Here is a 24,559-nt window from a genome sequence, read left to right as displayed (position 1 = left end):
ATGTCAGAGCGTGTCATCCCGGGGCGCAGCGGCGGCCTGATCACTTTGGATGCCGCGGATGCACTGTGGGCTGGCTCGACGGCCGGCAGCGCCGTGCCGACGGTGTCTGCGGCGTTGACCTGCTTTCCTGCCGATGCCCACGCGGGGTACGTCCTGCTCGGTGGCCGTGTGGTGGCGACGGAGAAGGTGAGTGGCGGCGGTCCATGGGGTGTTCCGGAGAGGGAGGTGCGCCGGGCGGCAGCGGAACTGAACGCGGTGGAGATGGACGTCCGGGACCTGGTCCGCATCGGTCCGTTCCGTGGCGCGCCGAAGCAAGAGCACATGGAGGGGATGACGCTGGGCTGGCGCCGGCGCGTCACCCGGGAGCTGCAGGAGTTGGGCGATCCCGAGCGGGCACGCCGTGAAGGCGGTCGGTCATGCCATCTGGCGGGGGTCGACTGGCGGCGGGTATTCGTGGAGCAAACCCGTGACGATACGGCGCGGACATGGTGGCTGCCGCGCGCCGTGGTCAGGCTGCTGGACGCCGCCGAGCACGCCGAAACGCGGTGGCTGCAAGCCGCGCTCACCCGACGGGAGGGTGCGGCCGCCGCCGGGCCGCCCTCCCGTTCCGGGCAGGTCCCGGCGGCTGGCGGCCGGCAGACGACGGGCCCCGACGGCCCAACCAGCCCACCGCGCGCGTACAACGGGGAACTGCAAGGCCAGCTGTACTCGGTACTCAGCCGGAGAGCCGGTATCTCCCGCAAGGTGGCCGGGTGGACCTGCGCCGTCTGCCGCACCGCACCCGCCGCCGTACTCGACCACTGCCACGAACACGCCTACGTCCGCGCCCCCGTCTGCCATTCCTGCAACGCACAAGAACGCCCCGACCACCTGTACCGCAACGACATCCGCGTGGCCGACCACTACACACGCCTCTTCCAGACCCACACGGCCGACTGGCTCCAGCACTGGCACCGCTGCCCCGGCTGCCGCGCTCGCACCACCCTGCCGCTGCCGCACCTCGCTGCCTGGACCGCCCGCATAGCCTGCCAATCACTGCGCCCGGCCCACCGCGACCCCCGCCGCTCCCGCGGGCGCACACCCTGCGGTGTGCTGCGCGTGTCCTGGACCGGAAGCCAGAACGCGCCCCGTTCCTGCCTGCTCACCGTCGCCGTCGACTTCTGCCCCTCCGGCGAGCACCGCGTCCTGGCAAGGGTCCCCTACCGCGAAGCCGCCGAGCGATTCCGCATCTGGCTGACGGAGGCAGCCCCTGCCGTGGCCGCCGCGGCCGGGCCCGACAGCCTGGACGGCCTCCCCACCCGGGTCGCTCCGGTCATTGCGGACACCAGCAGTGAGGGCCTGGCGCTGTTCTGAGAGGGCGCTTGGTGTAGGCGAATTGCCGTTTATTTCCCAGAGGTTCCAGAGGTAGTCGCACCAGGAGTGAGGTGAGGCGTCCGCAGAGCGGTCGATCGCCATCAACGGCGTCCCCGGGGCGCTGTCTCCACCGGCATCCCAAGGCTTCGGCATGGTCGGGCGTCCCATTGTGGCCAAGCGCGGCCGACTTCGGGGAGATCGGAAACCTTTGCGTGCACGCCATGCCATGGGAAGGAGACGGCGGCCTTGCGCCTGGTGCGAAACCGCCGCCCCTGCCCTCCGTCCCAGCCCTTGCTTTATCTATCGATATTCGATAGATTTCCATCGCGAGTCGATGAAAGGGTGTGTCATGGGAAAGCTGGCCGTGGGTGCGCTGCGCGCCGTGCTCGTGGTGGTGCTCGTCGGCACCTTGTTCGTGCAGGCAGGAATGGTGTGGGCCCTGGTCGGCGGGAGCGACCCGGAGGACGGGTCGCTCCCGCTGACCCCACTCCGTGTGATCACGATCCTGGGCCTGGTGTCGGTCCAGGCCGTCCTGGTCTGCGTATGGCGACTGGCGGCGATGGTGCGACGCGGAACCGTGTTCTCCCATGCCGCGTTCCGCTACGTGGACGGCGTGATCGGCGGGATCGTGGCGGCTGCCCTCGTGTGGTTCGCGGTCACAGCCATCAACGCGCCGGGCCAGCGGGATGACCCGGGTGTCACCGTCATCATGGGTGGGGTTGGCGTGGGGATCCTGGGGGCCGCGCTCATCGTGCTCGTGCTGCGGATGCTGCTTGCCCAGGCCATCACACGCGACGGTGAAGCAGCGCAGATGCAGGCCGAGTTGGACGAGGTGATCTGATGCCGATCGCCGTCGACATCGACGTGATGCTGGCCAGGAGGAAGATGTCCGTGGGAGACCTCGCGGTCCGCGTCGGGATCACGCCCGCCAACCTGGCAGTGCTCAAGAACGGCCGCGCCAAGGCGGTGCGCTTCGCGACGCTCGCCGCGCTCTGTGAGGTGCTCGAGTGCCAGCCGGGTGACCTGTTGCGCTGGGAGCCCGAGGACACCGCAGGCGAATGAACCGGGTCCGATGCAGCGTGATCTGCTCGTCACCCTCGCCGAGGGTGACCAGGCCGACGGCCTTGGAAGCCTGAGCCACTTTCAGGGAAGCGGCCGGAGCAACCCTCTTGCCCGCCAGCCCGCGTAGCCCTCGGCGGTCGCGACGTCCAGGCCCAGGAGATGGGCGATGGCCGACGGCGGTTGCCATGCCCGTGATTGCTACGTGGGCGTCGTCTCTCAGCGTCGGGCCGCCGTCTGCCTTGCTCGTGACGCGCACCCCGACCTGCGTGGCCTACCGCCGGGCTCCGCATCCACCCGGGCCGGCGGATGCACGACATCCGAGGCGATTCAGGCAACCGGGCGTTGCTGAAACTCGGCTACATCGTCTTCCGTACCGCAAGGTGCCCTCACTCCTGGACGACAAACGCTCTCGCTACCGGCCGACAAAGCCGCTGTCCTCCGACCCGGATCGATTGCCGGTGAAGCTGGGCCGCTGACATGGTGGCCTGCGCTGACACCGAGGCGCTGGGCGGCAGGTGCCAGGGCCTTGCTCGTCGTTCCTCGGCAGAAGGTGCTGCGGGCACACATCACGGCGATGGATGTGAACCTCATGGTCGGAGATGTTTGAGGGTGTATTCGGCGAGGGCGTAGGGGCCGGCCTGGGGCGCGGTCGGGTCGGTCGGGGAGTTCGCTGCGGGAACGGCTGAGACATGGAGTTCGGCATTGTCGACGGGGGTGTAGGCCAGTTCCGCCGGGTCGGGGAGTTCCCAGAATCGGCGGGTGTTGCCGGAGACGGCGTACGCGGTGGCGAAGCGGGTGGAGGGTGTTTCGCACAGGGCGGCCCGGATGTAGCCGACGGCGTCGCGCGGGCTCAGCCAGGTGGCGAGGTGCCGGGGCTCGGTGGGCTGACGTTCGAAGCTGCCGATGCGCAAGCAGACGACCGACAGACCGAACTTGTCGGCATACAGTCGCCCGAGCGCTTCGACGGCGGCTTTGCTCACCCCGTAGAGACCGTCAGGACGTACCGGTTCCTTTGGACCGGTGAGGTGTTCGGCAGGGTAGAAGCCGGTCACTCGATTGCTGCTGGCCAGCACCACCCGCTTGATTCCTGTTCGCCGCGCGGCCTCAAGGACGTGGTGCGTGCCGAGCACGTTGGTTTCGAGTAGAGCGGCAAGGGGCGCCTCGTCGGGGAGACCGCCCAGGTGCAGCACCCGATCGGCTCCCGCGAGGGCCGCCTCCACCGCGGCGGCGTCCCGCAGATCCACCGTGCGCACATCCTCGTTCGCGCTCTCCTGACGGAGCGGCGCGCGATCGAGCAGCACCAGGCGCGCCGCCTCGCCTCGCAGCGCCTCCCGGGCCACGGAGCCGATGGCGCCTGCCGCCCCCGTTACCGCCACCGTTCCCAAACTCACAGCGCCTCCCCTTTGGTTTCGATACCCCGCGATCTTCGCTCCTGTTGATCTGCTCGGCAAGGCGCGGTGAAGAACGCGTGAGGCAGCGCCGGAGTGAGGCGGGGATCTCAGAGAGCGTTTCCAGCATGGGCCAAGCCCTGCGGGCTACCCGCAGTACCGCGGGAGAGTCATGGCCTGCGAGTCCGGCGCCGTCGGGCCTCGCCGACGCGTGAGGCGATGCCCATGGAGTCGTACGAGCACGACATGCTGACCGAGATCGAGCGATGCCTCGCACGAGAGGCCCCTGACCTGGATGCGCGCATGGATCTGCTCAACCAGCAATTCTGCGGCGATGTCCCGGACGACCCTGGGCCGCGGAAGCACTTGGACTGGTCCGTGCTCGCCCTGGCACTCGTCAGCCTGCCAACGGTCGGCCTGATGGCGTGCGCGGCCGCCCGCTCACCGTCGCCTCCTTCGGTCGACAGGGTGGAAACGTCGACGAGCGCCGCGGCCTGGTGAGCGTACTCTTCCGCACCCCGCCCCGCTCGAAGCAGTCGGTCTGCATGGGCACGGCGAGTGGGGGCTGCACGGCCGCAGGCATGGGCCACTCGGCCGCATGTATGACGAACAGGCCTGCTCCACGATGGTTCGCTTCCTCCGCAGCCCGATGGGCCAGCGCTGCCTGCCCCTCGGCATCGGCCGCCCCGACGAGCACCGCATCTGCCACGTCGGGATCGGGCCCCGTTGACTCATCTCCCAATCCCGTGATCAGGGGCTCGCTCGTCGGCCGGGGCCCGACCGGTCTCGGAGCAAGCTCAGCACGGGCCGGGGGAGCGTGCCACAGGGGCGGACCGCCGAGGCCGCGAGACGCGTGGGCCGTGATGCACGTTCTGCTGCACCTGTGCCGTTCACGGTTGGCGCCCCGGTGGGGATCGGATCCGAGCCGTGGCATCCGGCAGCGTGTCGGAGTCATCTCCCGGAACGGATCTGCGACGGTGAGTGCTTGGCGGCTTCTTCCTGAAGCCGGCGGGCAGAAGCGAGGGGGCCACGGTGGCACAGCGCAATACGGCCGAAGTGCTGCAGGGAACAGCAGACCGGGAGCCCACTGATGCCCTTTGCCGTGCGATGGGCCAGTGGTACTTGCACCCGGTCGTATGTGATTCGCTCGGATTGCGGATTGCGGATTCCGGCCCAGGGGTGGCCCGAGGGGCAGGGGAGGGTGCGCGACGGGTACTGACGTCTGCGGGGACTCGCTCCGCCGACCGGCCCTGTCGTTGCCTGGTGGGAGACGTAGCGTAGGGCTGTTGCAGGCGGTTGCTGTCCGACGGCGAGCCGTGCAGGCTCCGTGGGCGTGTTGCCTCACGACGTGCGGTGGCCGGGAAGCCGTATCACCAAGGCATCGGGCATTGGCCCTGGGGCGTACGCCTCCTGCGATGGGAGTCGCGAGTGGGCGCGGCGTTCGTGCGTGAGGTGCACGGCCTGGTCACAGGGTCCTGCGCGGCCAGAGGGACGAGGCGTTCGGCCTGGTGGTGACACGGCTGATGTCGGATGTCGTGACGATGCCGACCAGCCGTCCGCCTTCCAGCACGAGGGCACGGTGGGCGGGACTTGCCTGCAGGTCGGGGACCAGCCGCGCCAGCGGGTCACGGGGGTGGGGTGTCGGTATTTCCTGGAGCGGCATCGAGACGCGTGCGACGGAGGTGGACGGACGTTCCTCCACCGGGACCGCGTCGGCGCGTTTGAGTGTGATCAGGCCGATTGCGGTACCCCCGTCGTCGACGACGGGGAAGGCCGAGTGGCGGAAGCGGTAGTGAGGGTCGGTGAGGAAGTCGCTGACGGTGGCGGCCCCCGGGACGGTCTCCGGACCGGGCGTCATCGCCTCGCTCACCGCGATTCCGCCCAGCTGTTCACGCAGTCTCGCCTGGCTGCCTTCCATGGTGGCCATGACGATGACGAACCAGCCGATGACGACGAGCCAGATGCCGCTGAACGCAGCCCCGGCGACGACGAGGTAGAGGCCGATACCGACCAGCACCCACCCGAGGCATTGTCCCGCGACCGTGGCCACCGCAGTGGCGCGCAGCCGATTTCCGGTCTTCCACCACACGAAAGCTCGCAGCAGCCGTCCGCCGTCGAGGGGCGCGGCGGGCAGGGCGTTGAAGAGGGCCAGCAGGATGTTGATCCCCGCCAGCCAGGCCAGCGCCTCCACCACGAGCCCTGCCCCGAGGAGTTCGGCGGCCAGCCCGGCCGTGAGGGCGAACACGGCGCCGAGTGCGAGGCTGACCAGAGGTCCCACGCCGGCGATGCGGAATTCGGCACCTGGGCCGGCTGCCTCGCTCCTGAGCCGGGCGAGTCCTCCGAGCAACCAGAGGGTGATGTCGTCGACGCAGACGCCGTTGCGGCGAGCCACCAGCGCATGGCTGATCTCATGCGCCAGAAGTGACAGCAGGAAGACCACCGAGGTCACAGCGGAGACGAACCAGTACTGCCACGTCGGGCGACCCGGACCGGCCTCCGGGAATCCGCCTTCCGCCAGCCCGAACAGGATCAGAGCGAAGACGAAGAGAACGCTCCAGTGCGCGCGCACCCGAATACCGCGCACCTGCCCCAGTGAGAGTGTCGCTCGCACACCAGCCACCTCTCTGCCCCGGTCTTGTGCGTCGGCTCCGCACCGCGAGAGAGCGGGGGCGCGTCCCTGCCCGGAACCGGGTTCTCGGCGTTGCGCGGCCCGGTCAGTGGCCGAGGAGCCTGCGGTGCCGGTGTGCCGGCTGTGACCGCGGCGCCTCCGGTTCCGTCGGAGCGGTGGAGGAGAGAGCCCTCCGTACGCGCCTGCGCTGCTTGAGTCCGGCAGCTGCCATCGCCAGCCCCAGGCAGAAGATCAGTGTCAGCGCCACACCGGACAGGAACAGCCCTGACGGGCCGAGCGTCGCGATCTGGTTGCCGAAGATCTCCACCGCGTATTGCGAGCCACCCTGGAAGTTCTCCGCGACCCCTATGGCCGCGAACCCGCCGGCGGTCAGTGCCAGCAGGAATCCCAGCACGATCACCGCTCTCACCTCCTCATTCGGACTTCTTCGGCGACTACCCGACGAATCCGGGACGAAACGCAACTGTGATCATGGACTGAGCTGTTCATCTCCGATGCCTGATATACGGAGGCGGAGCCCGATCCCCAGCGTGGGGTCGGTCCGTTCGCGAACGCACATGAAAGCCGAGCGCCCGTTTACGTGGCCGTAGCGCGGGGACTCCGAACGCATGGACATGTGGGAGACCGCAGCGTCCGGGCCCACGCCCCTGCGCAGGCTGCGATTCGTCGTGGCGCTTCTGGCTCCGTTGCTGCTCATCGGTTGCCTGGTGTACGAGGACCGCGGAGACCGCGGTGCGGCACAGCGCTCGCCGGGAGTGACGCGCGAGGTGCCGCTCAGGGTCGCGGAGGAGGGTGGCCGGACGCTCGCGTTCGTCCCGGTGAGCATCGAAGGCACAGGTCCGTTCCTGTTCGCTCTCGACACTGGCGCCTCCATAAGCGTCGTCGACGACGACGTGGCGGACCGGGCCGGTCTGGAGCGCACGGGCGAACAACGCGTGGTGAGCGGGATCCTCGACGCGGGACAGGTACCGGTCGCCCGGGTGGAACGCTGGGAACTCGGAAGCATCGTTCTCGACCCGGCGGAGGTCGCGGTCATCGACCTGGGGCCGCCGAGAGGAGGCGACGGCATTCAGGGGCTGCTCGGTTCGGATGTGCTCAGCGACTTCGGTTCGATCACCGTCGACTACGACGAGGGCGTGCTCGAGATCCCCGCCCCGTGACGAAGCGCTTCCGGCCGGAGGAGGGCCTGTGGTCGCTCGCGTCTGAGAGGTTGAGTTCGTGCACGATGTTCCGCTGTGGCTCTGGATCGTGTTCGCCGTCACCGTTGCGGTGGCCTTGGCGGTCGATCTGCTGATGAACCGGAAGGCACACGTCATCGGCGTACAGGAGGCCGCCGTATGGAGCTCGATCTGGGTGGGCCTGGCGATCGTGTTCGGCGTGGTCGTCTACCTCGTGGTCGGCACCACCGCCGGTGTGGAGTACACGACCGCCTGGTTGCTGGAGAAGAGTCTGTCGGCCGACAACCTCTTCGTCTTCGCCCTGATCTTCGGCTACTTCCAGGTGCCCCGGGAGTACCAGCACCGCGTGCTGTTCCTCGGTGTTCTGGGGGCCCTGGTGTTCCGCGGCTTGATCCTCGCCGCCGGAGTGGCGGTCGTCAGCCGCTTCGCCGCCGTGATGTTCGTCTTCGCCGCCTTCCTGCTCTACAGCTCGTACAAGATTCTCACCACGGGGGAGGGCAGCGTCGACCCCGGAAAGAGCATCGCCGTACGTCTCCTGCGCAAGTTCGTGCCCGTACGGGACGACTACGCCGGGAAACGGTTCTTCCTCAGGGAGAACGGCAGGCTCGTCGCCACTCCACTGCTCGCCGTCGTCGCGGCGGTCGAAGGCGCCGATCTGGTCTTCGCCATCGACAGCGTGCCCGCCGTGCTGGGGGTCAGCAGCGATGTCTTCATCGTCTACACCAGCAACGCATTCGCCATCCTCGGCTTGCGCGCCCTGTACTTCCTGCTGGCCGACCTGCTGAACCGCTTCCACTACCTCAGCAAGGGCCTGGCGCTGATCCTGGCCTTCATCGCCGTCAAACTGGCCCTTCAAGCCGCCCACGAAACCATCGGCCTCAGCATTCCCGAGGTGCACGCGCTCGTCAGCCTCGCAGTGATCGCTGCCGTGCTGATCACATCCGTTGTGCTCAGCGTGTTGCGCCCCGCACCGTCAGGCGGCTCCGGCGCGCAGCGCCACGACGAGCCATGACCGCATCGCACATCACCACCGCGGCCCTGCCGGCGGCCCCGACGGGACAAAGGCCGTGTCCCGTTCCCCACCTCGGTGACGGTGAGAGCATCGGCCGCGACTCGCAGTTGTCCCACCCCGGCAGCTCCTCCGTATGGCCGAAGACCGACACGGGACTCCTGAGCGGGGGCCCGAGAGGGGCGGCCCGTCTGGTACCGGAATCTCGGGGAGTGAACGGATGAAGACGAAACCGAATGCGGGCTCTGCGGGCTGATCTCCGTCACTCCGCTCTGGCTCTTCTCGCTCGGCGAGAAGGCCATCACCCTGACCGTGTCCGGCTTCGTCCAGTACCTGAACCCGACCGCCCAGCTCGTCATCGCTCTCAGCGTCTACGGACAGGTGCCGTCCGCCAACACCTTCGTCTGCTTCGCACTGGTCTGGCTCTCGCTCGTCTCCCTCGTCCTGGAGGCCGTTCTCGGTGAGCGGCGCCGACAGCCGAAGAACCAGCAGCCGTCCACGAGATTGATGAACGGAACCACCGTTCGTGACCAGCACCTATGACGTCGTCGTCGGCCTGGGGATATCCGGATCCGCCACCGTCTCACCGTTGGCGGCGCGCGGAGCTTCCGTCCTCGCCGTCGACGCGCATGCCCGACCCCCCGGTCGGCCCCTCCCACGGCGAGCCGCATCTTCCGGCGCACGTACGGGGAGGGAACGTCGTACCTGCCGCTCCTGGACCGGGCCGATCGAATGTGGAGCGAACTCGAGAGAGCGCACGGCGACGTCCTGACCGTGCGCACCGGCGGCCTCTTCATGGGCGACACCACCGAGTCCCCAGGGCTGACGAGGGGATGCCCGCGTTCGTCTACGAGTCGGCTTCCGGGGGTGTCGTCCACAGCTGCCCGGAGCGGGGCCGCGGCGGCCGGGAGGTCAAGATCGGCTTCCACAACAGGCGGCAGACCCCGGGCGATCCGTCCGACCCGACTCCTCACCCGGTCGGGTCGACGCGGCAGGACGAGCTCGTCGAGGCGGTGTCGCGGTTCCTGCCTGAAATCGACCCCGAGCCCGTGCGGTCCGCGATGTGCTTCTACACGATGACGCCGGACGGTCGCTTCGTCATCGACCGGGTGCGGTCCGCGCCGCGGCTCGTGTACTCCGCCTCATGCTCCGGGCACGGTTTCAGAGTTCGCCCCGGCGATCGGGGAGTGCCTAGCTCAGCTGGCCCTGGGGGAGAAGCCGGACATCGCCCTCACTGCCTTCGCCCGGGCGCGGTTCGACGTCCAGGCGCGGCGAACGGCGTCGTGGCAGGGGCTCATGCTCGGTCTCCGAGGATGTACAAGGTGGGCGGACGGCGAGCAGTCCATCCGCGGCGGCGCACGGGGAACAGCCACCCCGCCCGGTGACATCACCGTCCCCTCGTCGCCACGGCAACGGTGGAACTCGCTGACACCCGGATCGCAGACCGCTACCGTGGGGACACGGTGAGTGAATGAGGGGGATACGGGGGAAGTCGTGGAGAACTGGCTCTACTTGGCCGCCATCATGTGCAGTCTGGCCGTCATCGCAATGCTCGGTGTAGTCATCACCCTGATCCTGAGACTGCGGAAGAGCTTCCAGTTGCTGAGCAGCGAGGAAGTGCCGTTCCAGAACAAGTTCGCGTTCTGGGCGTCGATCGTCTACGCGATCTGTCCGATCGACCTGCTGCCCGATCCGATCTACCTCGACGACATCGGCATCCTCTTCGCCGCCCTGCACTCGCTGAACAAGGCGGCCGAGCGGGCCGGCATCACGGCCAGGTAGCCCGCCCCGCGCACGACGACCGCTCGCTCCACCACTGCCCAACGGGAACGGGCCGGGGCCGGCGGCGCGCCGCCCTTGAGTCGGTGTGGGTCACCGTTCACGGGCGGGCGGTACGGACCCCGTGGTGGTCTCTGCCGACGGGCACGGGAGCGTGTTCTCTGGCGGACGGGTGAACACCCGAGCAGCTGCTCTCGCCCGGATCCGAACGCTCTCCGACAACATCTCCGGACACGCCGCCGCCGCTCTCGCGGGCTTATAGGATGCTGCGGCCCGCCGGGACGGGCGGCGGCTACGGGGCGCTTCGCCTGCATGCCAGCGCGCCCCGTGCCTGACCGCACGCCCTGGATCTCCCCTTACCTGTCGGCCATCGGCGGCGTCCCGGTACGCATCATCGAGGCCCAGGTCAGCGTCACCTGCGCGGACGGCAGCGGCTTCGCAGGCACTTACCGCCTGGTGGTCACGCTGCTGGACGCCCACCGCTACCCCGCCGATCGCCTCGTGCGCCTCTGTCACGAGCGCTGTTAGAGCGCCTTCAAGCACTGCGGCATCCGCTCCCGCCGAAGATGAGCGCCGCCTCGAATGAGTCGTTCGGCGGCTGGACGAAGACGTTCACGGATCCGCGGCTGTGAGCGGCCATCGTCGACCGGCTGACGTTCAACGGCACCATCATCGAGACCGGCACCGACTCCTACCGCCTCGCGAGCACACGAGCCCGGGCTGAGGAAGGCGCCAAGGCCGGCTGAGCGCGATAGCTGCCGATCTTGGCGTGACGACGAGGGGGTTGAGGGACACCGGAACGGAGACCGGTGCCAAAAGATTGCTGTATGTGGGTTCAGCGAGTGATCGAACTGACCGGGTGGAAGCCGCTCGGGATCTCCGTCGACTGGGCGGCAATCAAGGGCGAGCTGGGGGTTCCGCTGCCAGCGGACTACATGGCGCTCTGCGAGGTGTTCGGCGGCGGCGTCTTCAGCGATTCCGTCTACTTTCTGGGGCGCGACGAGGGCGTCTTGTTCGACTTCCTGACACAGTGGCGGGTCTCCCTGTCGGTCGACCAGGACAGCCAGTACGGAGACGTCTCCGCCGTCGATCCCTATGCCATCCACGCGCCGGGCGGCAAGGGGCTGGTTGAGTGGGGCTCCACCGAATGGGCCGACGAGTACTGCTGGCTGATCGATGCCGAGCGGCCGGGCGATTACCCCGTCCTCGCGCGGTCCCATGACGGCGGCCCATGGCACCGGTACGACATATCCACCTCTGAGTTCCTCTACCGCATCCTTGCCGATGCCGATTTTCAACCGTTCGGGATCGCGCAGTACGACCTCGGAACGACGTTCAAGCCCGGCTCCGGCGGCCGCCCCTTCGACGGCCGGCCGCTCTGACGAGCGGCAGGCAGCCCCCGTTCGCGGACACGACAGTGCCGTCGTTTCTCATCGAGATCCGTGAGCCAGTTGATCACCAACTGCCTCCGGAACCGGACGTCAAACGCAGTTCCTAGAGATCAACGAAGCCACGTGCTGGATGTACCGCGTGTTCGGCTACGCCAGCGGATCGCATGCTTGAGGGGGAGTGACAGAAGCCAGGTCCCCAGCGCCACCCGAGGGGAGACGGCGAAGGCGATCACCACTGATGCCGCGCAGAGCAGGGCGACCGCGCTCTGCTCCGTAACGGTGGTCCAGCCGACACGGTCGGGGATCGTTCGGGCCTGAAGGCGTTCGCGCCTCCAGATGCTGGTGAAAAGCGCGAGGTGCAGCAGGCTGATCACAGCGATGGTGGCTACATAGGAGGACACGGCCAGTGGCTGCTCGCCTCCGTACTCGGACAGCAACGCGGTGGGAAACGGCAGCAGTGCGGCCGCGCCCAGGCTGGCGAGGGTCAGGCGTACCGTGAGGATGTCGGCACGCCGCACCTGATGGAGGATCTGGCGCTGGTCGCGCCAGAAGGCGCCGAGAACGGCGAAGCTGAGCGCGTAGGCACCGAGCTTGGGCCAGACCTGGCTCAACTCGTGCCGGAAGCCGGTGGCGTTCAAGCCCTCGGGGATGGAGACATCGAGCACCAGTAGCGTTATGGCGATGGCGTAAATCCCGTCGGACAGAGCGACCAGCCGCGCCGGGCTCTCCGCGTAAGGCGATTCATACATGTCGCCCGTGCTGTCCGTACCGATCACAGTCATGACCGCACGCTAGACCGCAATGAGCCCGGTGACGGGCAGTCGAGGCCCGTGTCCTCCGGACACGGGCCTCGAGCTCGTGTCCGACCTTCCCGGGCCGAGCGGATCTGCATGCGCGATGGCCCGCGTGACTGACTCCGGTGCCTGCGGCAGGCAGGCAGCGGACTCACTTCTCACCGACGACCAGGAGGAACGGTGGCGTCGTCGACTCCGTCCCCCAGCGCTCGGGTGCGGTGGCCCGGGGCGTGCCGCCGCTGGACGTCGGCCAGCCGCGGTAGAGTCCGCCACACGAGGGCGAAGCCTGCGTCGCTCAGCACCTCGTGGTAGCTCTCGGCAGGCCAGTACGTGTCCACGATTGTCACCCACGCGCCGTCCGTCGATGCAGCCGTACCGGTGTCGGTCGCCCGCCGGTAGGCCGCACCGGTGGACCGATCTGGAAGCGGTCGAAGGTCCCCCCGGCGTGGCCGGGGTGGGCGTTGAGGATGGCAAAGCGGCCGCCGGCAGCAGCACCCGGCGCACCTCGGCCACCAGGTCTCGGCTTGCTCCCGCCGCGGAATGCAGACGAGCGTCAAGCAGGACATCGCCGCGTCCACCAAGGCATTGTGAAGGAACGACAGGTCCCAGCCGGGGGAGTGGTGTGCGCAGTGCAAACGCTACTGGGGGCGCAACTGTACCAACGGCGGCAACGAGTGTGATGTATACCCCTTCGCCAGTACCCACGAAGGCGCCGCGGAACCCGAGTACGACCCGGAAGCCATCAGCGTCGTCGGACTCCTGCAGCCCGAAGCGTGATACCCCACGTACGCAGTCACCCGCTGGTGCCGCACAAACTGCGTTACGAAGCTCCCCTTCGGTCCTCGAAGCCTGGTGCTTCCCGAGATCGTAGACGGGTACTCGCACGGCTCCGTCGGTCTGGACACCTCAACCGACGATATTCGGACAGGGATTCGAAAAAGGCTCCTGGTGGTCGAGCATTCACTGCTACGGTCACGGGGCAATCGCCAGGCACAGCCGGTCACATGGCTGCGCCGCACCGGGGGGAGGCGAGCGCACCCTCCCTCCGCCTGCCCATGTGACGCCCTGCCGCTGGGGCGTCAATCTACGGAGGGGAAGCACTGCGCACGCAAACAGTCACCGTCTCGCTCGTGGCCTGGTGGCCGGAGCAGCGCTCCTCGGTCTCGCCGGGGCGACGCCGGCCTTCGCGGAAGGCAGCTGGAGCTCGTACATCGCCAACTGGACCTCCGGCAAGGAGTCTCGACGCTGGACCGACCGGAACAGCGACGCCGTCAGCACCAGCGTCGCGTTCCCCGGGTGCAGCACGGACTCGAACCGTTTCAGCGCCGCCCAGGTGAAGCTCTGGAAGGACGTGTTCGGCCCGGACGACGACCAGGGCACCAGAACCAACTACTGCAACACGGTCTCGTGGGGCGACAAGGTCAGCGGGACGTACTACTCCGAGCTCGCCGGCTTCGCATACGACAGCATCCTCGATGTCAACCGCGTCGTGACCAGGTACTGACCGGCATCGCCATAATTCGGGTGTCCCGGCGCTGCGCCAGTACACCCGCCCCTCGAACAAATGCCGCTCCTGCGCTGCGCGGGATCGGCGGATTGCGCCCCACACATGGCTCTGGTCTTCACCGATCTCTGCTTCCGCTACGGACGCAGGACGGACGTCTTCTCCGGCCTCGGCTTGCGCGTCGACAGCCCGGCGACCGTCCTGCTCGGCCCCAACGGGGCCGGCAAGTCCACGCTGATGGCGCTGGCCGCATCCCAGCTGACGCCCGTACGCGGGCGGATCAGCTGGCGTGACGTCGCGCCTGCGTCCCGGCGCGAGCGGACCGCCTACCGCAAAGCAGTCGCCTGGATCCCGCAGCAGATCACCCCCGTGCCCGGACTCACCGTCCGCGAGCAGGTCGCCTACGCCGGCTGGCTCAAAGGCCTCACGCGCACCACCGCGTGGGAGGCCTCCGCGCGTGCCCTTGAACGGGTCCGCCTGGGGGAGTTGAGTGACCGCAAGAGCCACCAGGTCTCCGGCGGCCAACTGCGCCGCATGGGCATCGCGGGCGCCCTCACGCACAGCAGTGAACTGATCCTGATGGACGAACCGACCGCCGGTCTCGACCCACAGCAGCGGGCCGTCTTCCGCTCGCTGGTGGAGGAACTCGGCCAGAGCGTGCAGGTACTGGTCTCCACCCACCAGACCGAGGACCTCGCCGACCTCTACAGCCACGTCATCGTTCTCGACCGCGGCACCGTGCGCTTTCAGGGCACCACCCAGGAATTCCATGCCCTCGCCGCCGGCGCGGAATCCCCTCGAGGGCAGGCGGAAGCCGCCTACGCCCAGCTCGTCGGCCGGGAGGCATGAGCCCCGTGCTGCTGCGAACCACCCTCCGCTCCTCCGCGGCCACCTATGTGATGCCGTTCCTGCTCGGCTTCGTGCTCGTCGCCCTCGGTGACGACCTGTCAGCCTGGGTAACCCCCCACTACTGGCCCTCGGCCACCGGCAGTTCCACGTTCGCGCTGCCCTTCGTCAGCGCCGCATGCGCAGCCACCGCGGCATGGGAAGGAGCCCGCCTGCACCGCGGGGCGGTCTTCGACCAGGCACCCGTACGCAGTCCCCTGGCCATCACCGTCCCCGTCCTGCTGCCCGTGGCCGTCATGGGCACCCTCGGCATGGTCACCGCTCTGCTGCTGTCCGCATCAGCAGCCGACACCGGCTGGGGCATCCCCGATCTCGGCGTCATCCTGATCTCCCTCACCGTCATCACCGCCAACACCCTCGCCGGCTACCTCATCGGCCGCACGATGTCCGGCGTCCTGGCCGCACCCCTCGCCCTCATCGCCGGCTTCTTCCTCAACGCCCACCCCTCCTCCTGGAGTATCTACTGGCTCCGCCACCTCGTAGGAGGAGGCCTCGACAGCTGCTGCGCCGCCGACACCGTCCTCGATGACCGAGCCCTGTGGAGCGCAGCCGTCTTCACCGTGGCCGTGTGCCTGGCCGCGACCCTCACCATCCAGCGACAAGGACACGTCCCGGCCCTGGCCGCCGCCGTCGTCCTGGCCGCGTCGGGATTCGGACTCGCCGCCTACATCGCCCGCGACCTGGGACCCGAACCCGTCCAGGCACGCGACACCAGCGCCCTGGTCTGCGAAGGACAGCAGCCCCGCATCTGCCTGTGGCCCGAAGTGGACGACCAGCCACTCGTGCACCGCGAAGCCGCCAAGTCCGTGGACCGGCTGCGCAAGGCCGGCGTCAGCATGCCCGCCACCCTCACCATGGCCCAACATCCCTCGCCCGGCACGGCGAAACTCGGCATTCCCACCAACCCCCGCCTCGCAGACATTCCCTCAGGCGTCGCCTCCGGGCTCCTGCCCGAACCACCCACCTGCGCCTTGAACGGTGAACCGTACCCGGCCGCCGAAGCCGCCGGCCCCGTAGCAGCCTGGCTGTACGCGACCGCCGGCGAACCCTCCGACGTCGTCGCAGGCCGATTCGGGCCCGAGGAAGCCCGCCTCGCCACGGCAGTGATGAAACAGCCGCGCCCAGCGCAGCTCGACTGGTACGAGCGCAACCGCAAAGCCCTGCAGTCCTGCAGCACCCCGCCCCAGCTCGCCATCGCCGGGAGCCCGCGATGATCTGGTGGCTCAAACTACGGGCCCTGCCCGCACTCCTCGCAGGAACCACCGCCACATTCACGCTGGGCCTGCTCATCGGCAGCGCAGAACTGCCCGTACCGGCACTGGCCGGTCAAGCAGGACACTTCCTCGTCGGCCACCTCATCACCCTCGTCCCAGCCGTCCTACTCCTCTACGGCAGCGGACGCGCAGATCAGCGCACGGAAAGCGTCGCCATCCGCCCACTCCACACCTGGGACGTGGCCCTGGCTCTGACAACCGCCACCACAACCCTGGCGGCGGCAACCCTCTGCCACCTCCTGTGGCCCACCGACATCGCCCTCGTCCTCGGCCGCAACACCGCCGGATACATCGGCCTCGCGCTGCTCCTGACACCCCTGCTCGGCCATCGCCTCGCAGGAGCCGCACTGGCCACCGTGCCCCTCATCTGCGCAGCAGCCGGCTGGCGCACAGGCGGACACCCCCAGCCATGGGCCTGGCTGCTCTACGAGGGCGACTCCGTCCTCGCCCTCGCCCTCGCCCTCGCGACCCTCTGCGCCGGCACGGCCATCGCACTGATCAGACGAAACACCACACCCCTGATCACAACATTCCAGTAGGCGCCCATACCTCACCCTGCGCAACCTCCGCCGGGCGTGAAGGACACCACCACCTCGACCTCACCCGAGAGCAGTTCCGGCCGGAGGAGATCGTCGCCGGAGGCATCGTCACTCTCCGCCCGACCATCACCGAGTGGCGCAGGCTCCGCAGAGGAGTACGAACTCCTCCGCGATCGTGTCATGGAGAAGGTCAACCAAGGACACAAACCGGTTTCCGTGTCCGCGGCTTGTTGACGGAACGCAGCCCTATCGCCTCGCGCTGCCGAGGCGGTAGGAGCGGATGCCGATCTCGGTGACGTCCCACAGACATCAGAGGGCGAGGCGGTCCAGCTCATCAGCGATCGCCTGGCGCACCGCGTCGTGTTGTGGACCGAGCACATGCTGCTCGTCATGCCACCTCTCACGCGGATACAGCCACACCGGTCGGCCCACAAGATCGGCGGGCTCCCATTCGAACCGCGGCCACACATGCGCATGCAGGAACGGATCGGTGTTCCCCAGGATCTCCAGATTGACCCGTCGGAAAGCCGGGTCCAGCCGCCTGCAAGCGCGTTCGACGGCCTCAGCCAGCTTGTCCATGTCGGAGAGGAACGCCAGGCGCTTACTCTTCGGAAGCTCCGACAGCCGCTCTACCGAGGGGTCATCGACCAGGAGCACCGAGTATCCCGGCAGGAATTGGACGTCCCCGATCACCGCGATTCCCGCTTCCAACTTCCGGAGCACCGCGGGGTTCTCACCCCGAAGAGCGCTGCCGATCCGGTCCTTCCGCCAGTCATCGCTCATGATCGGCGACCTTACCCGACATCAAGTAGCGCCACAGGTGTTGCACTCGATACTGTCGTTCGCACCGGCGCTGAGCTGCATGGAATGGTCTCCACTCGCCTCGCTCCACACGGTTACCCCCAGAGAAGCCGGCTGACCGGCGGCTCGTCTCGCCGATCTATGTGGTGGTGGCGGCGGTGACCGTGGACGGCACCCGCGACATCCTCGGCGTCCGGGCGAGTGCCGGGGACATCGCCTGTCTCCTGGGATACGAGCGGCCCGATTCCTGCTACCCCGCATTCCGCTCCTGGACCGGGCTGACGCCGTCGCGGATCAGTGCCGACCGCTGAGTACGGGAGCGTTCACGCGGGGGCGCAGGCCGCCTGGTGTCTCGCCTGTCCACCGGCGCAGGGCGCGGTGGAAGGAGGTCGGCTCTCCGTACGGCCCTGGGAGCGCCACGGCGCATGGTGCCGTCGCCGGGCTGCCGGACTATCGAGAAGCTCTCGGACGTGGGCTGCGCGTTGATCGAGGGGCCGATGACCAGGGACGGGTTGACGACGACCAGTCGCCAGCGGTCCTGTGCCTCGGCGATGTCCCATGCCGTCCGTTCGGCCGGCAGCTTGGAGTAGCTGTAGGGCTGGTAGTCCAGCGGCGCGGTCGTGTTCCAGACGTCCTCGGTCAGTCGGCCGCCGGGCGCGGCCGCGCAGTCGGTGGCATCGGGCTCGCCCAGCGCGAGGTCGACGCCGAGAGCAACGAGATCACCGCGTTCCGGCCGCTGCTCGGCCGTCGGTGGGGATGGCGCCCCGCAGGGATTTGCCGTCCACCGCGATGGCGCGTGGCGGTTTCCTTCTTCTCGTCGGCGTGGATCTCGCTGTAGGCGAGGCGGGAGTGTTCATCGACCGCGGTGTGGAGGTAGCTGTAGCCGGCGTTCTTGCGGTTCTTGCGTACGGCCCGGCGGCCGAGGGTTTTGTGGGAGCCGCCGTCGGGGATGTTGCCGAGCTTCTTGATGTCGACGTGCACGAGTTCGCCGGGACGCTCGCGTTCGTAGCGGCGTATGACGTGGCTGGTGGCCCGGTCCGGGTGGGTGAGCCGGGCCAGTCGGTAGCGGGTCAGGACGCGGTGCACGGTGGAGGGCACCAGGTGGAGCAGGTGGGCGATGCGGGCCGGGCCCCACCGGCGCAGGACGCGGACCTTGATGATCCGGCGTTCGGTGCGGGTCGGGGTCCGGCGCGGGCTGTGGTGCGGGCGGGAGGACCGGTCGGCAAGGCCCGCTTCCCCGTGAACGCGATAGCGGTCGGCCCACCGCCGGGCCGTGGTCGGCGAGACCTGGAAACGCTCGGCGGCCCGCCGCAGCGGCCAGCCGTCTTCGACCACGCAGCGGGCCAGGCGTAGCCGCCCGGTCTCGGTCAGGGGTGCATTACGGTGGGGCACGAGGGCCTTTCTGTTGGTGTAGACGTCGCAATCCACACCGAACCGGAAGGCCCTCACCCGTTCAAGATCCCTCAGCCGGGATCTGCCTCACCGTCCACAACCTCCCGGGACAGGAACACCTAGGGCGTGCCTGTGGTCAGGGCGTCAGCGGCCCGCCGATCTCACACGCCTGGCATGGCGGCCGGCCGCAGGTGCACTGCATGATCGCGTTGAGGACGTCGCGGTCGTGGTACAGGCACTCGTCCCTGCAGGTGTGGCGCGGAATGAACCCCGCCGGAATCTCGCCGGGCCAGGGCTCGTGGCCGTCCCGGCAGCGGGCGAACCGCTCGGGGTCGCTGGAATGCAGGTCGTGCATGCTCGACCGCGCCTCGTCCTCCAACTCGCGCACCCGCTCCACCAGGGCCTTGAGCTCTGTGGCGAGTCCGACGTAACGGTCGGCGCCCGTCCTCACGTGTGCGGCGCGCAGTGCCATCGCTGCGTTGCCGAGAAATCTGCCGGCATCCTGAAGGTCGGTCACGTGATGCAACTGAATGCCGTTCACGCCCCGTACCCACACGGCGTCCATGCTGCTCACTGACCCACCTTCCCGGCGTTCCTTCGCCTTGTTCACCTGCGAAACAGTATGCGCGGCGCCGGTGCCTTCGCATAGTGAAAGAACAAACTATTTAAGGACGCTAAAACCCTTGCGCCCGCCAGTCCAGTGAATTCGGCGTGAGTCCGCTCACAGCGGCAAACGGGGACTCGCCGCGTATGTGGATCCTTCGCGGAATCTCCCGCTGATTTGTTGTCCGCGACTGCTATTTGTTATCCGGTGACCGTGTAGGACCGCGCACCGGTCCCGGCGAGACCGCCGCCGTCGACGATCAGGTACTCCGGGCGGATGGGACGTCCGTCGAACCAGCACTCCAGGATCTCCCGGGTACCGGCCGCGTAGCGTGCCTGTGCGGAGAGGGTCGAACCGGACACATGCGGTGTCATCGCTTCGTGCGGCATGGTGCGCCAGGGATGGTCGGGTGGTGGTGGCTGTGGGTACCACACGTCACCTGCGTAACCGGCCAGCTGGCCGCTGTTCAGGGCCCGCACCACCGTGTCCCGGTCGACGATCAGCGCGCGTGCCGTGTTGACGATGTACGAGCCGCGTTTCATGCCCCCGATCAGCTCGTCGTCGAAGAGGTTCTGCGTCTGCGGATGCAGGGGGGTATGGATCGACAGCACGTCGACCGAGGAGGCCAGCGAGCGGGCGTCGGGGTGATACGTCAGCTCCAGTTCCTCCTCGACCTCCTTGGGCAGCCGGTGCACATCGCTGTAGTGCAGCCTGACATCGAACGGCTTGAGGCGGCGGAGCACCGCCTGGCCGATACGGCCGGAGCCGAGGACCCCGACGTCCATGCCCTCGATGTCGTAGTTGCGCGCGACGGCGTCGGCGATGTTCCAGCCCTTCTTCGTGGTCACCCACTCGTGGGCGGCCATGTAGTCGTGCACCAGGGTCAGAATCTGCATCACGGCGTGCTCGGACACGCTGATGCTGTTGCTGTAGGTGATCTCCGCCACCGTCATGCCGTGCGAGATGGCGCTCGGCAAGTCGACGTGGTCCGATCCGATCCCCGCCGTGATCGCGAGTCTGAGCCGGGGAGCCGCGGCGATCCGCTCGGGGGTCAGATAGGCGGGCCAGAATGGCTGCGAGATCACCACGTCGGTGTCGGGCAGCTCGCGGTCGAGCGTGGAGTCACTGCCTTCCTTGTCGGATGTGACGATGAACGTGTGGCCGCGTTCCTCCAGGAAGCGGCGTAGTCCCAGTTCCCCCGATACGCAGCCGAGGAGCTGCCCCGGGGTGAAATCGACGGCTTGCGGGGTCGGCGCGGTCTGACCGCCCGGGTAGCCGGTGATGGTGGGAATCTCGTCGCGGGCGTACTCGGGTGGATAACCGCCCACGGGATCCGGATAGAGCACCGCAAGGATCTTTGCCATGGCCGTCCTCCATCGGTGTGGCCATTGATCCGGTAGACCGTTCGGGCCCGAAAACGAGTCTGCACCGATGATCTTGATCATAGTCGAGCGGGTGTCGGCCCTGCAATCCCGTGGATAATTGAGGCGGGTGTGCCGGTGGATAGAGATGCGGACGTTTCGTTGACGACTCGACGCGAGCCCTTCCGGCCCCGTGTGCCCGGGGGGGTCCTGGCTGTGATCGCGCTGGGCGGGCTGCTGGGCGGGACGGCCCGTTACGCCCTGGGGCTGGCGTTCCCCACGTCTGCGGGGACGTTTCCGCTGACGACGTTCGTCGTCAATGTGACCGGGGCGTTCTTGCTGGCGCTGCTGCTGGTGTACGTGATGGAGAGCCTGCCGCGGTCCTGGTACGTACGGCCGTTCGCCGCCGTCGGGTTCCTCGGTTCGTACACCACGTTCTCGACCTGGATGGTCGACACCGATCGCCTTCTGTGCGACGGCCATTACACCCTCGCGGCGCTCAACGTTCTCGGCAGTCTGCTGGCCGGCCTGGCCGCCACCGTGCTGGGCCTGGCCGTCGGTCGGAAGGCAATGACCTGGACCAGCGGCCGCGCCCGGACCGGGAGCTGGTTCCGGAGGGCAAGATGATCACTCTGCTCGGTGTCGGGGCGGCGGCGGCTCTCGGGGCGGTCGCGCGGTACGTGCTCGACCAGTACGTGCGGTACCGGAAGCCAGGTGCGTTTCCGCGTGGCACATGGCTGATCAACATCACGGGCTCGTTCGTCCTGGGGCTCTTCGTGGGCCTCTGGACGCGGCACGGGCTGCCCGAACAAGTCCTGACCATCGTCGGTGCCGGTTTCTGCGGGGCCTACACGACGTTTTCCACATTCAGTTACGAGTTGGTCCGTCTGTGCGAGCAAGGCGGGGTCGGGAAATCGCTGTTGTACGGCGCGTCGAGCCTCGCGGTGGGATTGCCCGCGGCTGCGGCCGGGTTTGCCGCCGGGACGTTCTGAGACCGCAGTCGGACCGTCCTGAGAACGCCGTCCGGGGAACAGCGCGGCCCGGATGTCCGGGACTTGACAGGCGGATTCGCGAGTCGTCTCCTTGAAGGAGAAGACACGTCGTGGCAGACGCTGATCAGAGCGACGCCACACTTTACCTGGTTTGCCAGCACCCACCGGCACCCGGAGGCTGTTGATGGCAACCTATGAATACCTATGCAGCCGTTGTGGGCCTTTCGACGTGACGTTGGCGATCGGGACGGCACCCACCAGTCACGGCTGCCCTGTTTGCACGGGCACCGCACGACGCGTGTACTCCTCGCCCGGCTTCGCGCTGACCTCGCACACGGTCGCCGCCCTCCACGAGCGGGACGAGCGCTCCCGTGACGCCCCGGCAGTGGTTTCCGAAGTGCCGCCGGGCAAAAGGGTCCCACGGCGCCCGCATCCTGCCCTCTCGAGGTTGCCGCGACCCTGAGGGCGGGTTTCGGCAAGGCAGAGAACGTTGTCAGACGGGTTTCGGTAGTTCCGTCTCCATACGGCTTGAGGAGGTGCGTCCCCGGTGGGCAACGTGGGACTGCTCTTCGTCGGTGCGGTGCTCTTCATCAACGGATTGCTGCTTCTCGGAAAGGTTGACGCCAAGGCGGGGGCGGTGTTCAACCTCTTCGTAGGCGCACTGCAGGTACTGACACCGACCTACCTCATCTTCACCGCCGGCGACGACCCCATGAAGATCCTGGCGGCGTCCGGCATCTATCTGTTCGGCTTCACCTACCTCTACGTAGGTATCGGCCTGCTCACCGGTCTCGACAGCACCGGTGTCGGCTACTACTCGCTGTTCGTGGCCATCTCCGCCCTGGGATACGCGTTCGTGAACTTCAGGCTCTTCAAGGACCAAGCCTTCGGCGTCATCTGGCTCTACTGGGCTTTCCTGTGGTTCCTGTTCTTCCTGCTGCTCGGTCTCAAGATAGATGCCCTGAGGGAATATACGGGCTGGGTCACGGCCATTCAGGGCTGGGTTACCGGAGTGATTCCCGCCGGGCTGCTGCTCTCCGGCTACTGGAAGCACCCCACCGAGATCGCCATTGCTCTGGCGGTGTTCGGCGTCGTGGTGTTCGCGGCGCTATGGCCGCTCACCCGGAGTTCACGGCAACCTGCCCCCGCAACTCCGGGGCCAGAAACGTGAGCACACCAACGTGACCTGATCGGAAATAAGGAGCTGTCATGCCCGAAGTGGTATTCAGTGTGGACCAGAGCAAGTCGATGCGTGATCAGGATGTTCCCGGGCACAACAGGTGGCACCCGGACGTCCCCACAGTCGCGATGGTGAAGCCGGGAGCGGAGTTCCGTGTGGAGTGCCGCGATTGGACCGACTGCCAGGTAGGCAACAACGACTCCGCCAACGACGTACGCGACATCGACCTGACCATCCCCCATATGCTCAGCGGCCCGATAGGCGTGGAGGGCGCCGAACCCGGCGACCTGCTCGTCGTCGACATACTCGACCTCGGTCCCGTGCCTCAGCAGACCGGCGACATGGCGGGCCAGAACTGGGGCTACACCGGCATCTTCGCCAAGGCCAACGGTGGCGGCTTCCTGACGGATTACTTCCCGGACGCCTACAAGGCGATATGGGACTTCCACGGGCAGCAGGCAGTGTCCCGCCATCTGCCCGGGATCCGCTTCACCGGGATCACCCACCCCGGGCTGTTCGGAACAGCACCGTCGGCCGAGATGCTCGCCCGATGGAACACCCGTGAGCAGGCGCTGATCGACACCGATCCGAACCGGGTCCCGCCACTCGCCGTACCTCCGGACAGCACCAACGCCCTCGCCGGCACGGCGACCGGCGACCTCGCCAACCGCATCGCAGCGGAGGGTGCTCGTACGGTGCCGGCCCGCGAGAACGGAGGCAACCACGACATCAAGAACTTCACGCGCGGTTCGAGGGTCTACTACCCCGTACACGTCAAGGACGCCAAACTCTCCGGCGGCGACCTGCACTTCAGCCAAGGCGACGGAGAGATCACGTTCTGTGGAGCCATCGAGATGGGCGGCTTCATCGACTTCCACGTCGACCTGATCAAGGGCGGCATGGAGACGTACGGCATCTCCACCAACCCCGTGTTCGTCCCGGGCAACGTCGAGCCCAGGTACACGGAGTTCCTCACCTTCATCGGGATCTCCGTCGACCACGACACCGACACCAACTTCTATCTGGACGCGACGCTGGCCTATCGCCGGGCCTGCCTCAACGCCGTCGAGTACTTCAAGAAGTTCGGTTACAGCGGAGAGCAGGCCTACCTGCTCATCGGCTCCGCACCCATCGAGGGACGCATCAGCGGTATCGTCGACATTCCCAATGCCTGTTGCTCGCTGTACGTCCCCACCGCCATATTCGACTTCGATGTCCGGCCCACCGCCGAAGGCCCGATGAAGGCCGACCGCGGCAAGTGCGCGGTGAGCAGCGCCTGACCCGCACCGGACGACCACGCTGCCCCGCGGCCGGAAGGACCGCGGGGCCCTGCGGTGCAGGGGGCCGGTCCCCGAGCCCCGGGCGATCTCTCGGCGAGTCCCGCATGTGCCGATGCCCGTGCCGCCACGGTCTGTCGGGGCTT

At 67.9% G+C, this 24,559-nt stretch carries 30 protein-coding genes and 3 pseudogenes; 24 read left to right on the top strand and 9 right to left on the bottom strand.

The genetic code is table 11. The annotated features are described in order from the left end of the window. The 3 genes from FEF34_RS01250 to FEF34_RS01240 all read left to right on the top strand — a co-directional run bounded on the left by FEF34_RS01250 (nucleotide 1) and on the right by FEF34_RS01240 (nucleotide 2,415). Nucleotides 1-1,353: an endonuclease domain-containing protein gene (locus tag FEF34_RS01250; RefSeq protein ID WP_138051473.1), complete on the top strand. Its 1,353-nt coding sequence runs from the start codon at nucleotides 1-3 to the stop codon at nucleotides 1,351-1,353. Between the two features lie 349 nt (nucleotides 1,354-1,702). Continuing rightward, nucleotides 1,703-2,194 (top strand): DUF2975 domain-containing protein, encoded by a 492-nt coding sequence (locus tag FEF34_RS01245; RefSeq protein ID WP_138051472.1) that lies wholly within the window; start codon nucleotides 1,703-1,705, stop codon nucleotides 2,192-2,194. After that, entirely contained in the window at nucleotides 2,194-2,415 is a 222-nt protein-coding gene (locus tag FEF34_RS01240; RefSeq protein ID WP_138051471.1) for a helix-turn-helix domain-containing protein, read from the top strand. The genes FEF34_RS01245 and FEF34_RS01240 overlap by 1 nt, the downstream gene beginning before the upstream one ends. Before the next feature lie 587 nt (nucleotides 2,416-3,002). Here FEF34_RS01240 and FEF34_RS01235 read toward each other — a convergent pair. Then, the gene (locus FEF34_RS01235; RefSeq protein WP_138051470.1) at nucleotides 3,003-3,806 is read right to left on the bottom strand and encodes an NAD-dependent epimerase/dehydratase family protein; all 804 of its coding nucleotides are present in this window, start codon (nucleotides 3,804-3,806) and stop codon (nucleotides 3,003-3,005) included. A 222-nt stretch (nucleotides 3,807-4,028) separates the two neighbouring features. Here FEF34_RS01235 and FEF34_RS01230 point away from each other — a divergent pair, with 222 nt between their 5' ends. Next, nucleotides 4,029-4,304, top strand: coding sequence for a DUF3040 domain-containing protein (locus FEF34_RS01230; protein ID WP_171052777.1), 276 nt, complete (start codon nucleotides 4,029-4,031; stop codon nucleotides 4,302-4,304). A gap of 97 nt (nucleotides 4,305-4,401) precedes the next feature. Further along, nucleotides 4,402-4,533 carry a hypothetical protein gene (locus tag FEF34_RS43585; protein WP_267905169.1) on the top strand — a complete coding sequence of 44 codons (132 nt, stop codon included), beginning with the start codon at nucleotides 4,402-4,404 and terminating at the stop codon, nucleotides 4,531-4,533. 735 nt (nucleotides 4,534-5,268) lie between these two features. Here FEF34_RS43585 and FEF34_RS01225 read toward each other — a convergent pair. Further along, nucleotides 5,269-6,414: a site-2 protease family protein gene (locus FEF34_RS01225; protein WP_138051468.1), complete on the bottom strand. Its 1,146-nt coding sequence runs from the start codon at nucleotides 6,412-6,414 to the stop codon at nucleotides 5,269-5,271. A gap of 103 nt (nucleotides 6,415-6,517) precedes the next feature. After that, nucleotides 6,518-6,832, bottom strand: a complete 315-nt coding sequence (locus FEF34_RS01220) for a hypothetical protein (RefSeq protein ID WP_138051467.1) — start codon at nucleotides 6,830-6,832, stop codon at nucleotides 6,518-6,520. 208 nt (nucleotides 6,833-7,040) lie between these two features. On the opposite strand from FEF34_RS01220, the gene FEF34_RS01215 reads away from it, so the two are divergent. The 8 genes and pseudogenes from FEF34_RS01215 (at nucleotide 7,041) to FEF34_RS01185 (ending at nucleotide 11,780) form a co-directional block, all read left to right on the top strand. After that, nucleotides 7,041-7,592 (top strand): retropepsin-like aspartic protease, encoded by a 552-nt coding sequence (locus tag FEF34_RS01215; protein ID WP_138051466.1) that lies wholly within the window; start codon nucleotides 7,041-7,043, stop codon nucleotides 7,590-7,592. Between the two features lie 58 nt (nucleotides 7,593-7,650). Then, complete coding sequence (locus tag FEF34_RS01210) at nucleotides 7,651-8,622, top strand: TerC family protein (RefSeq protein ID WP_138051465.1); 972 nt, start codon at nucleotides 7,651-7,653, stop codon at nucleotides 8,620-8,622. Between the two features lie 309 nt (nucleotides 8,623-8,931). Next, nucleotides 8,932-9,162 (top strand): hypothetical protein, encoded by a 231-nt coding sequence (locus FEF34_RS01205; RefSeq protein ID WP_138051464.1) that lies wholly within the window; start codon nucleotides 8,932-8,934, stop codon nucleotides 9,160-9,162. Further along, nucleotides 9,159-10,004: an FAD-dependent oxidoreductase gene (locus FEF34_RS44085; RefSeq protein WP_407698247.1), complete on the top strand. Its 846-nt coding sequence runs from the start codon at nucleotides 9,159-9,161 to the stop codon at nucleotides 10,002-10,004. The genes FEF34_RS01205 and FEF34_RS44085 overlap by 4 nt, the downstream gene beginning before the upstream one ends. Before the next feature lie 82 nt (nucleotides 10,005-10,086). Next, nucleotides 10,087-10,401, top strand: a complete 315-nt coding sequence (locus tag FEF34_RS01200; RefSeq protein ID WP_234042204.1) for a YkvA family protein — start codon at nucleotides 10,087-10,089, stop codon at nucleotides 10,399-10,401. 309 nt (nucleotides 10,402-10,710) lie between these two features. Beyond that, the gene (locus FEF34_RS01195; RefSeq protein WP_138051463.1) at nucleotides 10,711-10,926 is read left to right on the top strand and encodes a hypothetical protein; all 216 of its coding nucleotides are present in this window, start codon (nucleotides 10,711-10,713) and stop codon (nucleotides 10,924-10,926) included. A gap of 38 nt (nucleotides 10,927-10,964) precedes the next feature. After that, a pseudogene (locus tag FEF34_RS42370) lies at nucleotides 10,965-11,144 on the top strand (ATP-binding protein); the annotation flags it as partial. A 96-nt stretch (nucleotides 11,145-11,240) separates the two neighbouring features. After that, a complete protein-coding gene (locus FEF34_RS01185; RefSeq protein ID WP_138051462.1) occupies nucleotides 11,241-11,780 on the top strand; it encodes an SMI1/KNR4 family protein in 540 nt (179 codons plus the stop codon). 119 nt (nucleotides 11,781-11,899) lie between these two features. On the opposite strand, the gene FEF34_RS01180 is transcribed toward FEF34_RS01185, so the two are convergent. Both FEF34_RS01180 and FEF34_RS01175 read right to left on the bottom strand, forming a co-directional pair. After that, nucleotides 11,900-12,571 carry a TMEM175 family protein gene (locus tag FEF34_RS01180; RefSeq protein WP_234042203.1) on the bottom strand — a complete coding sequence of 224 codons (672 nt, stop codon included), beginning with the start codon at nucleotides 12,569-12,571 and terminating at the stop codon, nucleotides 11,900-11,902. A gap of 170 nt (nucleotides 12,572-12,741) precedes the next feature. Next, the gene (locus FEF34_RS01175; RefSeq protein ID WP_138051461.1) at nucleotides 12,742-12,930 is read right to left on the bottom strand and encodes a hypothetical protein; all 189 of its coding nucleotides are present in this window, start codon (nucleotides 12,928-12,930) and stop codon (nucleotides 12,742-12,744) included. 286 nt (nucleotides 12,931-13,216) lie between these two features. Between FEF34_RS01175 and FEF34_RS44445 the strand changes: the two are divergent. The 5 genes and pseudogenes from FEF34_RS44445 to FEF34_RS01155 all read left to right on the top strand — a co-directional run. Further along, a pseudogene (locus FEF34_RS44445) lies at nucleotides 13,217-13,360 on the top strand (hypothetical protein); the annotation flags it as partial. Nucleotides 13,361-13,721: 361 nt separating this feature from the next. Beyond that, nucleotides 13,722-14,087 (top strand): hypothetical protein, encoded by a 366-nt coding sequence (locus FEF34_RS01170; protein WP_138051460.1) that lies wholly within the window; start codon nucleotides 13,722-13,724, stop codon nucleotides 14,085-14,087. A gap of 105 nt (nucleotides 14,088-14,192) precedes the next feature. Continuing rightward, nucleotides 14,193-14,936 (top strand): ATP-binding cassette domain-containing protein, encoded by a 744-nt coding sequence (locus FEF34_RS01165; protein WP_138051459.1) that lies wholly within the window; start codon nucleotides 14,193-14,195, stop codon nucleotides 14,934-14,936. Next, the gene (locus FEF34_RS01160; protein ID WP_138051458.1) at nucleotides 14,933-16,207 is read left to right on the top strand and encodes a DUF7224 domain-containing protein; all 1,275 of its coding nucleotides are present in this window, start codon (nucleotides 14,933-14,935) and stop codon (nucleotides 16,205-16,207) included. Before FEF34_RS01165 ends, FEF34_RS01160 begins: the two co-directional genes overlap by 4 nt. After that, the gene (locus FEF34_RS01155) at nucleotides 16,204-16,806 is read left to right on the top strand and encodes a hypothetical protein (protein WP_138051457.1); all 603 of its coding nucleotides are present in this window, start codon (nucleotides 16,204-16,206) and stop codon (nucleotides 16,804-16,806) included. The genes FEF34_RS01160 and FEF34_RS01155 overlap by 4 nt, the downstream gene beginning before the upstream one ends. 309 nt (nucleotides 16,807-17,115) lie before the next feature. Here the strand turns inward: FEF34_RS01155 and FEF34_RS01150 are convergent, their stop codons facing one another. Beyond that, the gene (locus FEF34_RS01150) at nucleotides 17,116-17,589 is read right to left on the bottom strand and encodes an HIT family protein (RefSeq protein WP_138051456.1); all 474 of its coding nucleotides are present in this window, start codon (nucleotides 17,587-17,589) and stop codon (nucleotides 17,116-17,118) included. Between the two features lie 176 nt (nucleotides 17,590-17,765). Here FEF34_RS01150 and FEF34_RS01145 point away from each other — a divergent pair, with 176 nt between their 5' ends. Further along, nucleotides 17,766-17,918 (top strand): helix-turn-helix domain-containing protein, encoded by a 153-nt coding sequence (locus tag FEF34_RS01145; RefSeq protein ID WP_138051455.1) that lies wholly within the window; start codon nucleotides 17,766-17,768, stop codon nucleotides 17,916-17,918. A 487-nt stretch (nucleotides 17,919-18,405) separates the two neighbouring features. Here the strand turns inward: FEF34_RS01145 and FEF34_RS01135 are convergent. The 3 genes and pseudogenes from FEF34_RS01135 to FEF34_RS01125 form a co-directional block, all read right to left on the bottom strand. Further along, nucleotides 18,406-18,999: pseudogene (locus tag FEF34_RS01135) on the bottom strand (helix-turn-helix domain-containing protein); the annotation flags it as partial. 136 nt (nucleotides 19,000-19,135) lie between these two features. Beyond that, the gene (locus tag FEF34_RS01130; RefSeq protein ID WP_138057205.1) at nucleotides 19,136-19,564 is read right to left on the bottom strand and encodes a hypothetical protein; all 429 of its coding nucleotides are present in this window, start codon (nucleotides 19,562-19,564) and stop codon (nucleotides 19,136-19,138) included. Nucleotides 19,565-19,803: 239 nt separating this feature from the next. Further along, nucleotides 19,804-20,967, bottom strand: a complete 1,164-nt coding sequence (locus FEF34_RS01125; protein WP_138051454.1) for an NAD-dependent formate dehydrogenase — start codon at nucleotides 20,965-20,967, stop codon at nucleotides 19,804-19,806. Nucleotides 20,968-21,126: 159 nt separating this feature from the next. On the opposite strand from FEF34_RS01125, the gene FEF34_RS01120 reads away from it, so the two are divergent. The 5 genes from FEF34_RS01120 to fmdA all read left to right on the top strand — a co-directional run bounded on the left by FEF34_RS01120 (nucleotide 21,127) and on the right by fmdA (nucleotide 24,416). After that, a complete protein-coding gene (locus tag FEF34_RS01120) occupies nucleotides 21,127-21,591 on the top strand; it encodes a fluoride efflux transporter FluC (RefSeq protein WP_234042202.1) in 465 nt (154 codons plus the stop codon). Then, nucleotides 21,588-21,956 carry a fluoride efflux transporter CrcB gene (gene crcB / locus FEF34_RS01115; RefSeq protein WP_138051453.1) on the top strand — a complete coding sequence of 123 codons (369 nt, stop codon included), beginning with the start codon at nucleotides 21,588-21,590 and terminating at the stop codon, nucleotides 21,954-21,956. Before FEF34_RS01120 ends, crcB begins: the two co-directional genes overlap by 4 nt. A 184-nt stretch (nucleotides 21,957-22,140) precedes the next feature. Continuing rightward, nucleotides 22,141-22,419, top strand: coding sequence for an FmdB family zinc ribbon protein (locus FEF34_RS44080; protein WP_138051452.1), 279 nt, complete (start codon nucleotides 22,141-22,143; stop codon nucleotides 22,417-22,419). An 84-nt stretch (nucleotides 22,420-22,503) separates the two neighbouring features. Further along, nucleotides 22,504-23,127 carry an AmiS/UreI family transporter gene (locus FEF34_RS01105; protein WP_138051451.1) on the top strand — a complete coding sequence of 208 codons (624 nt, stop codon included), beginning with the start codon at nucleotides 22,504-22,506 and terminating at the stop codon, nucleotides 23,125-23,127. A gap of 38 nt (nucleotides 23,128-23,165) precedes the next feature. After that, nucleotides 23,166-24,416 (top strand): formamidase, encoded by a 1,251-nt coding sequence (gene fmdA, locus FEF34_RS01100; protein WP_138051450.1) that lies wholly within the window; start codon nucleotides 23,166-23,168, stop codon nucleotides 24,414-24,416. Nucleotides 24,417-24,559 lie beyond the last annotated feature (143 nt).

The sequence above is a fragment of the Streptomyces marianii genome (genome assembly GCF_005795905.1).
Lineage (GTDB): Bacteria > Actinomycetota > Actinomycetes > Streptomycetales > Streptomycetaceae > Streptomyces > Streptomyces marianii.
Note: the sequence above shows the minus strand (reverse complement) of the source record. Positions and strands in the feature narration are given on the sequence as shown.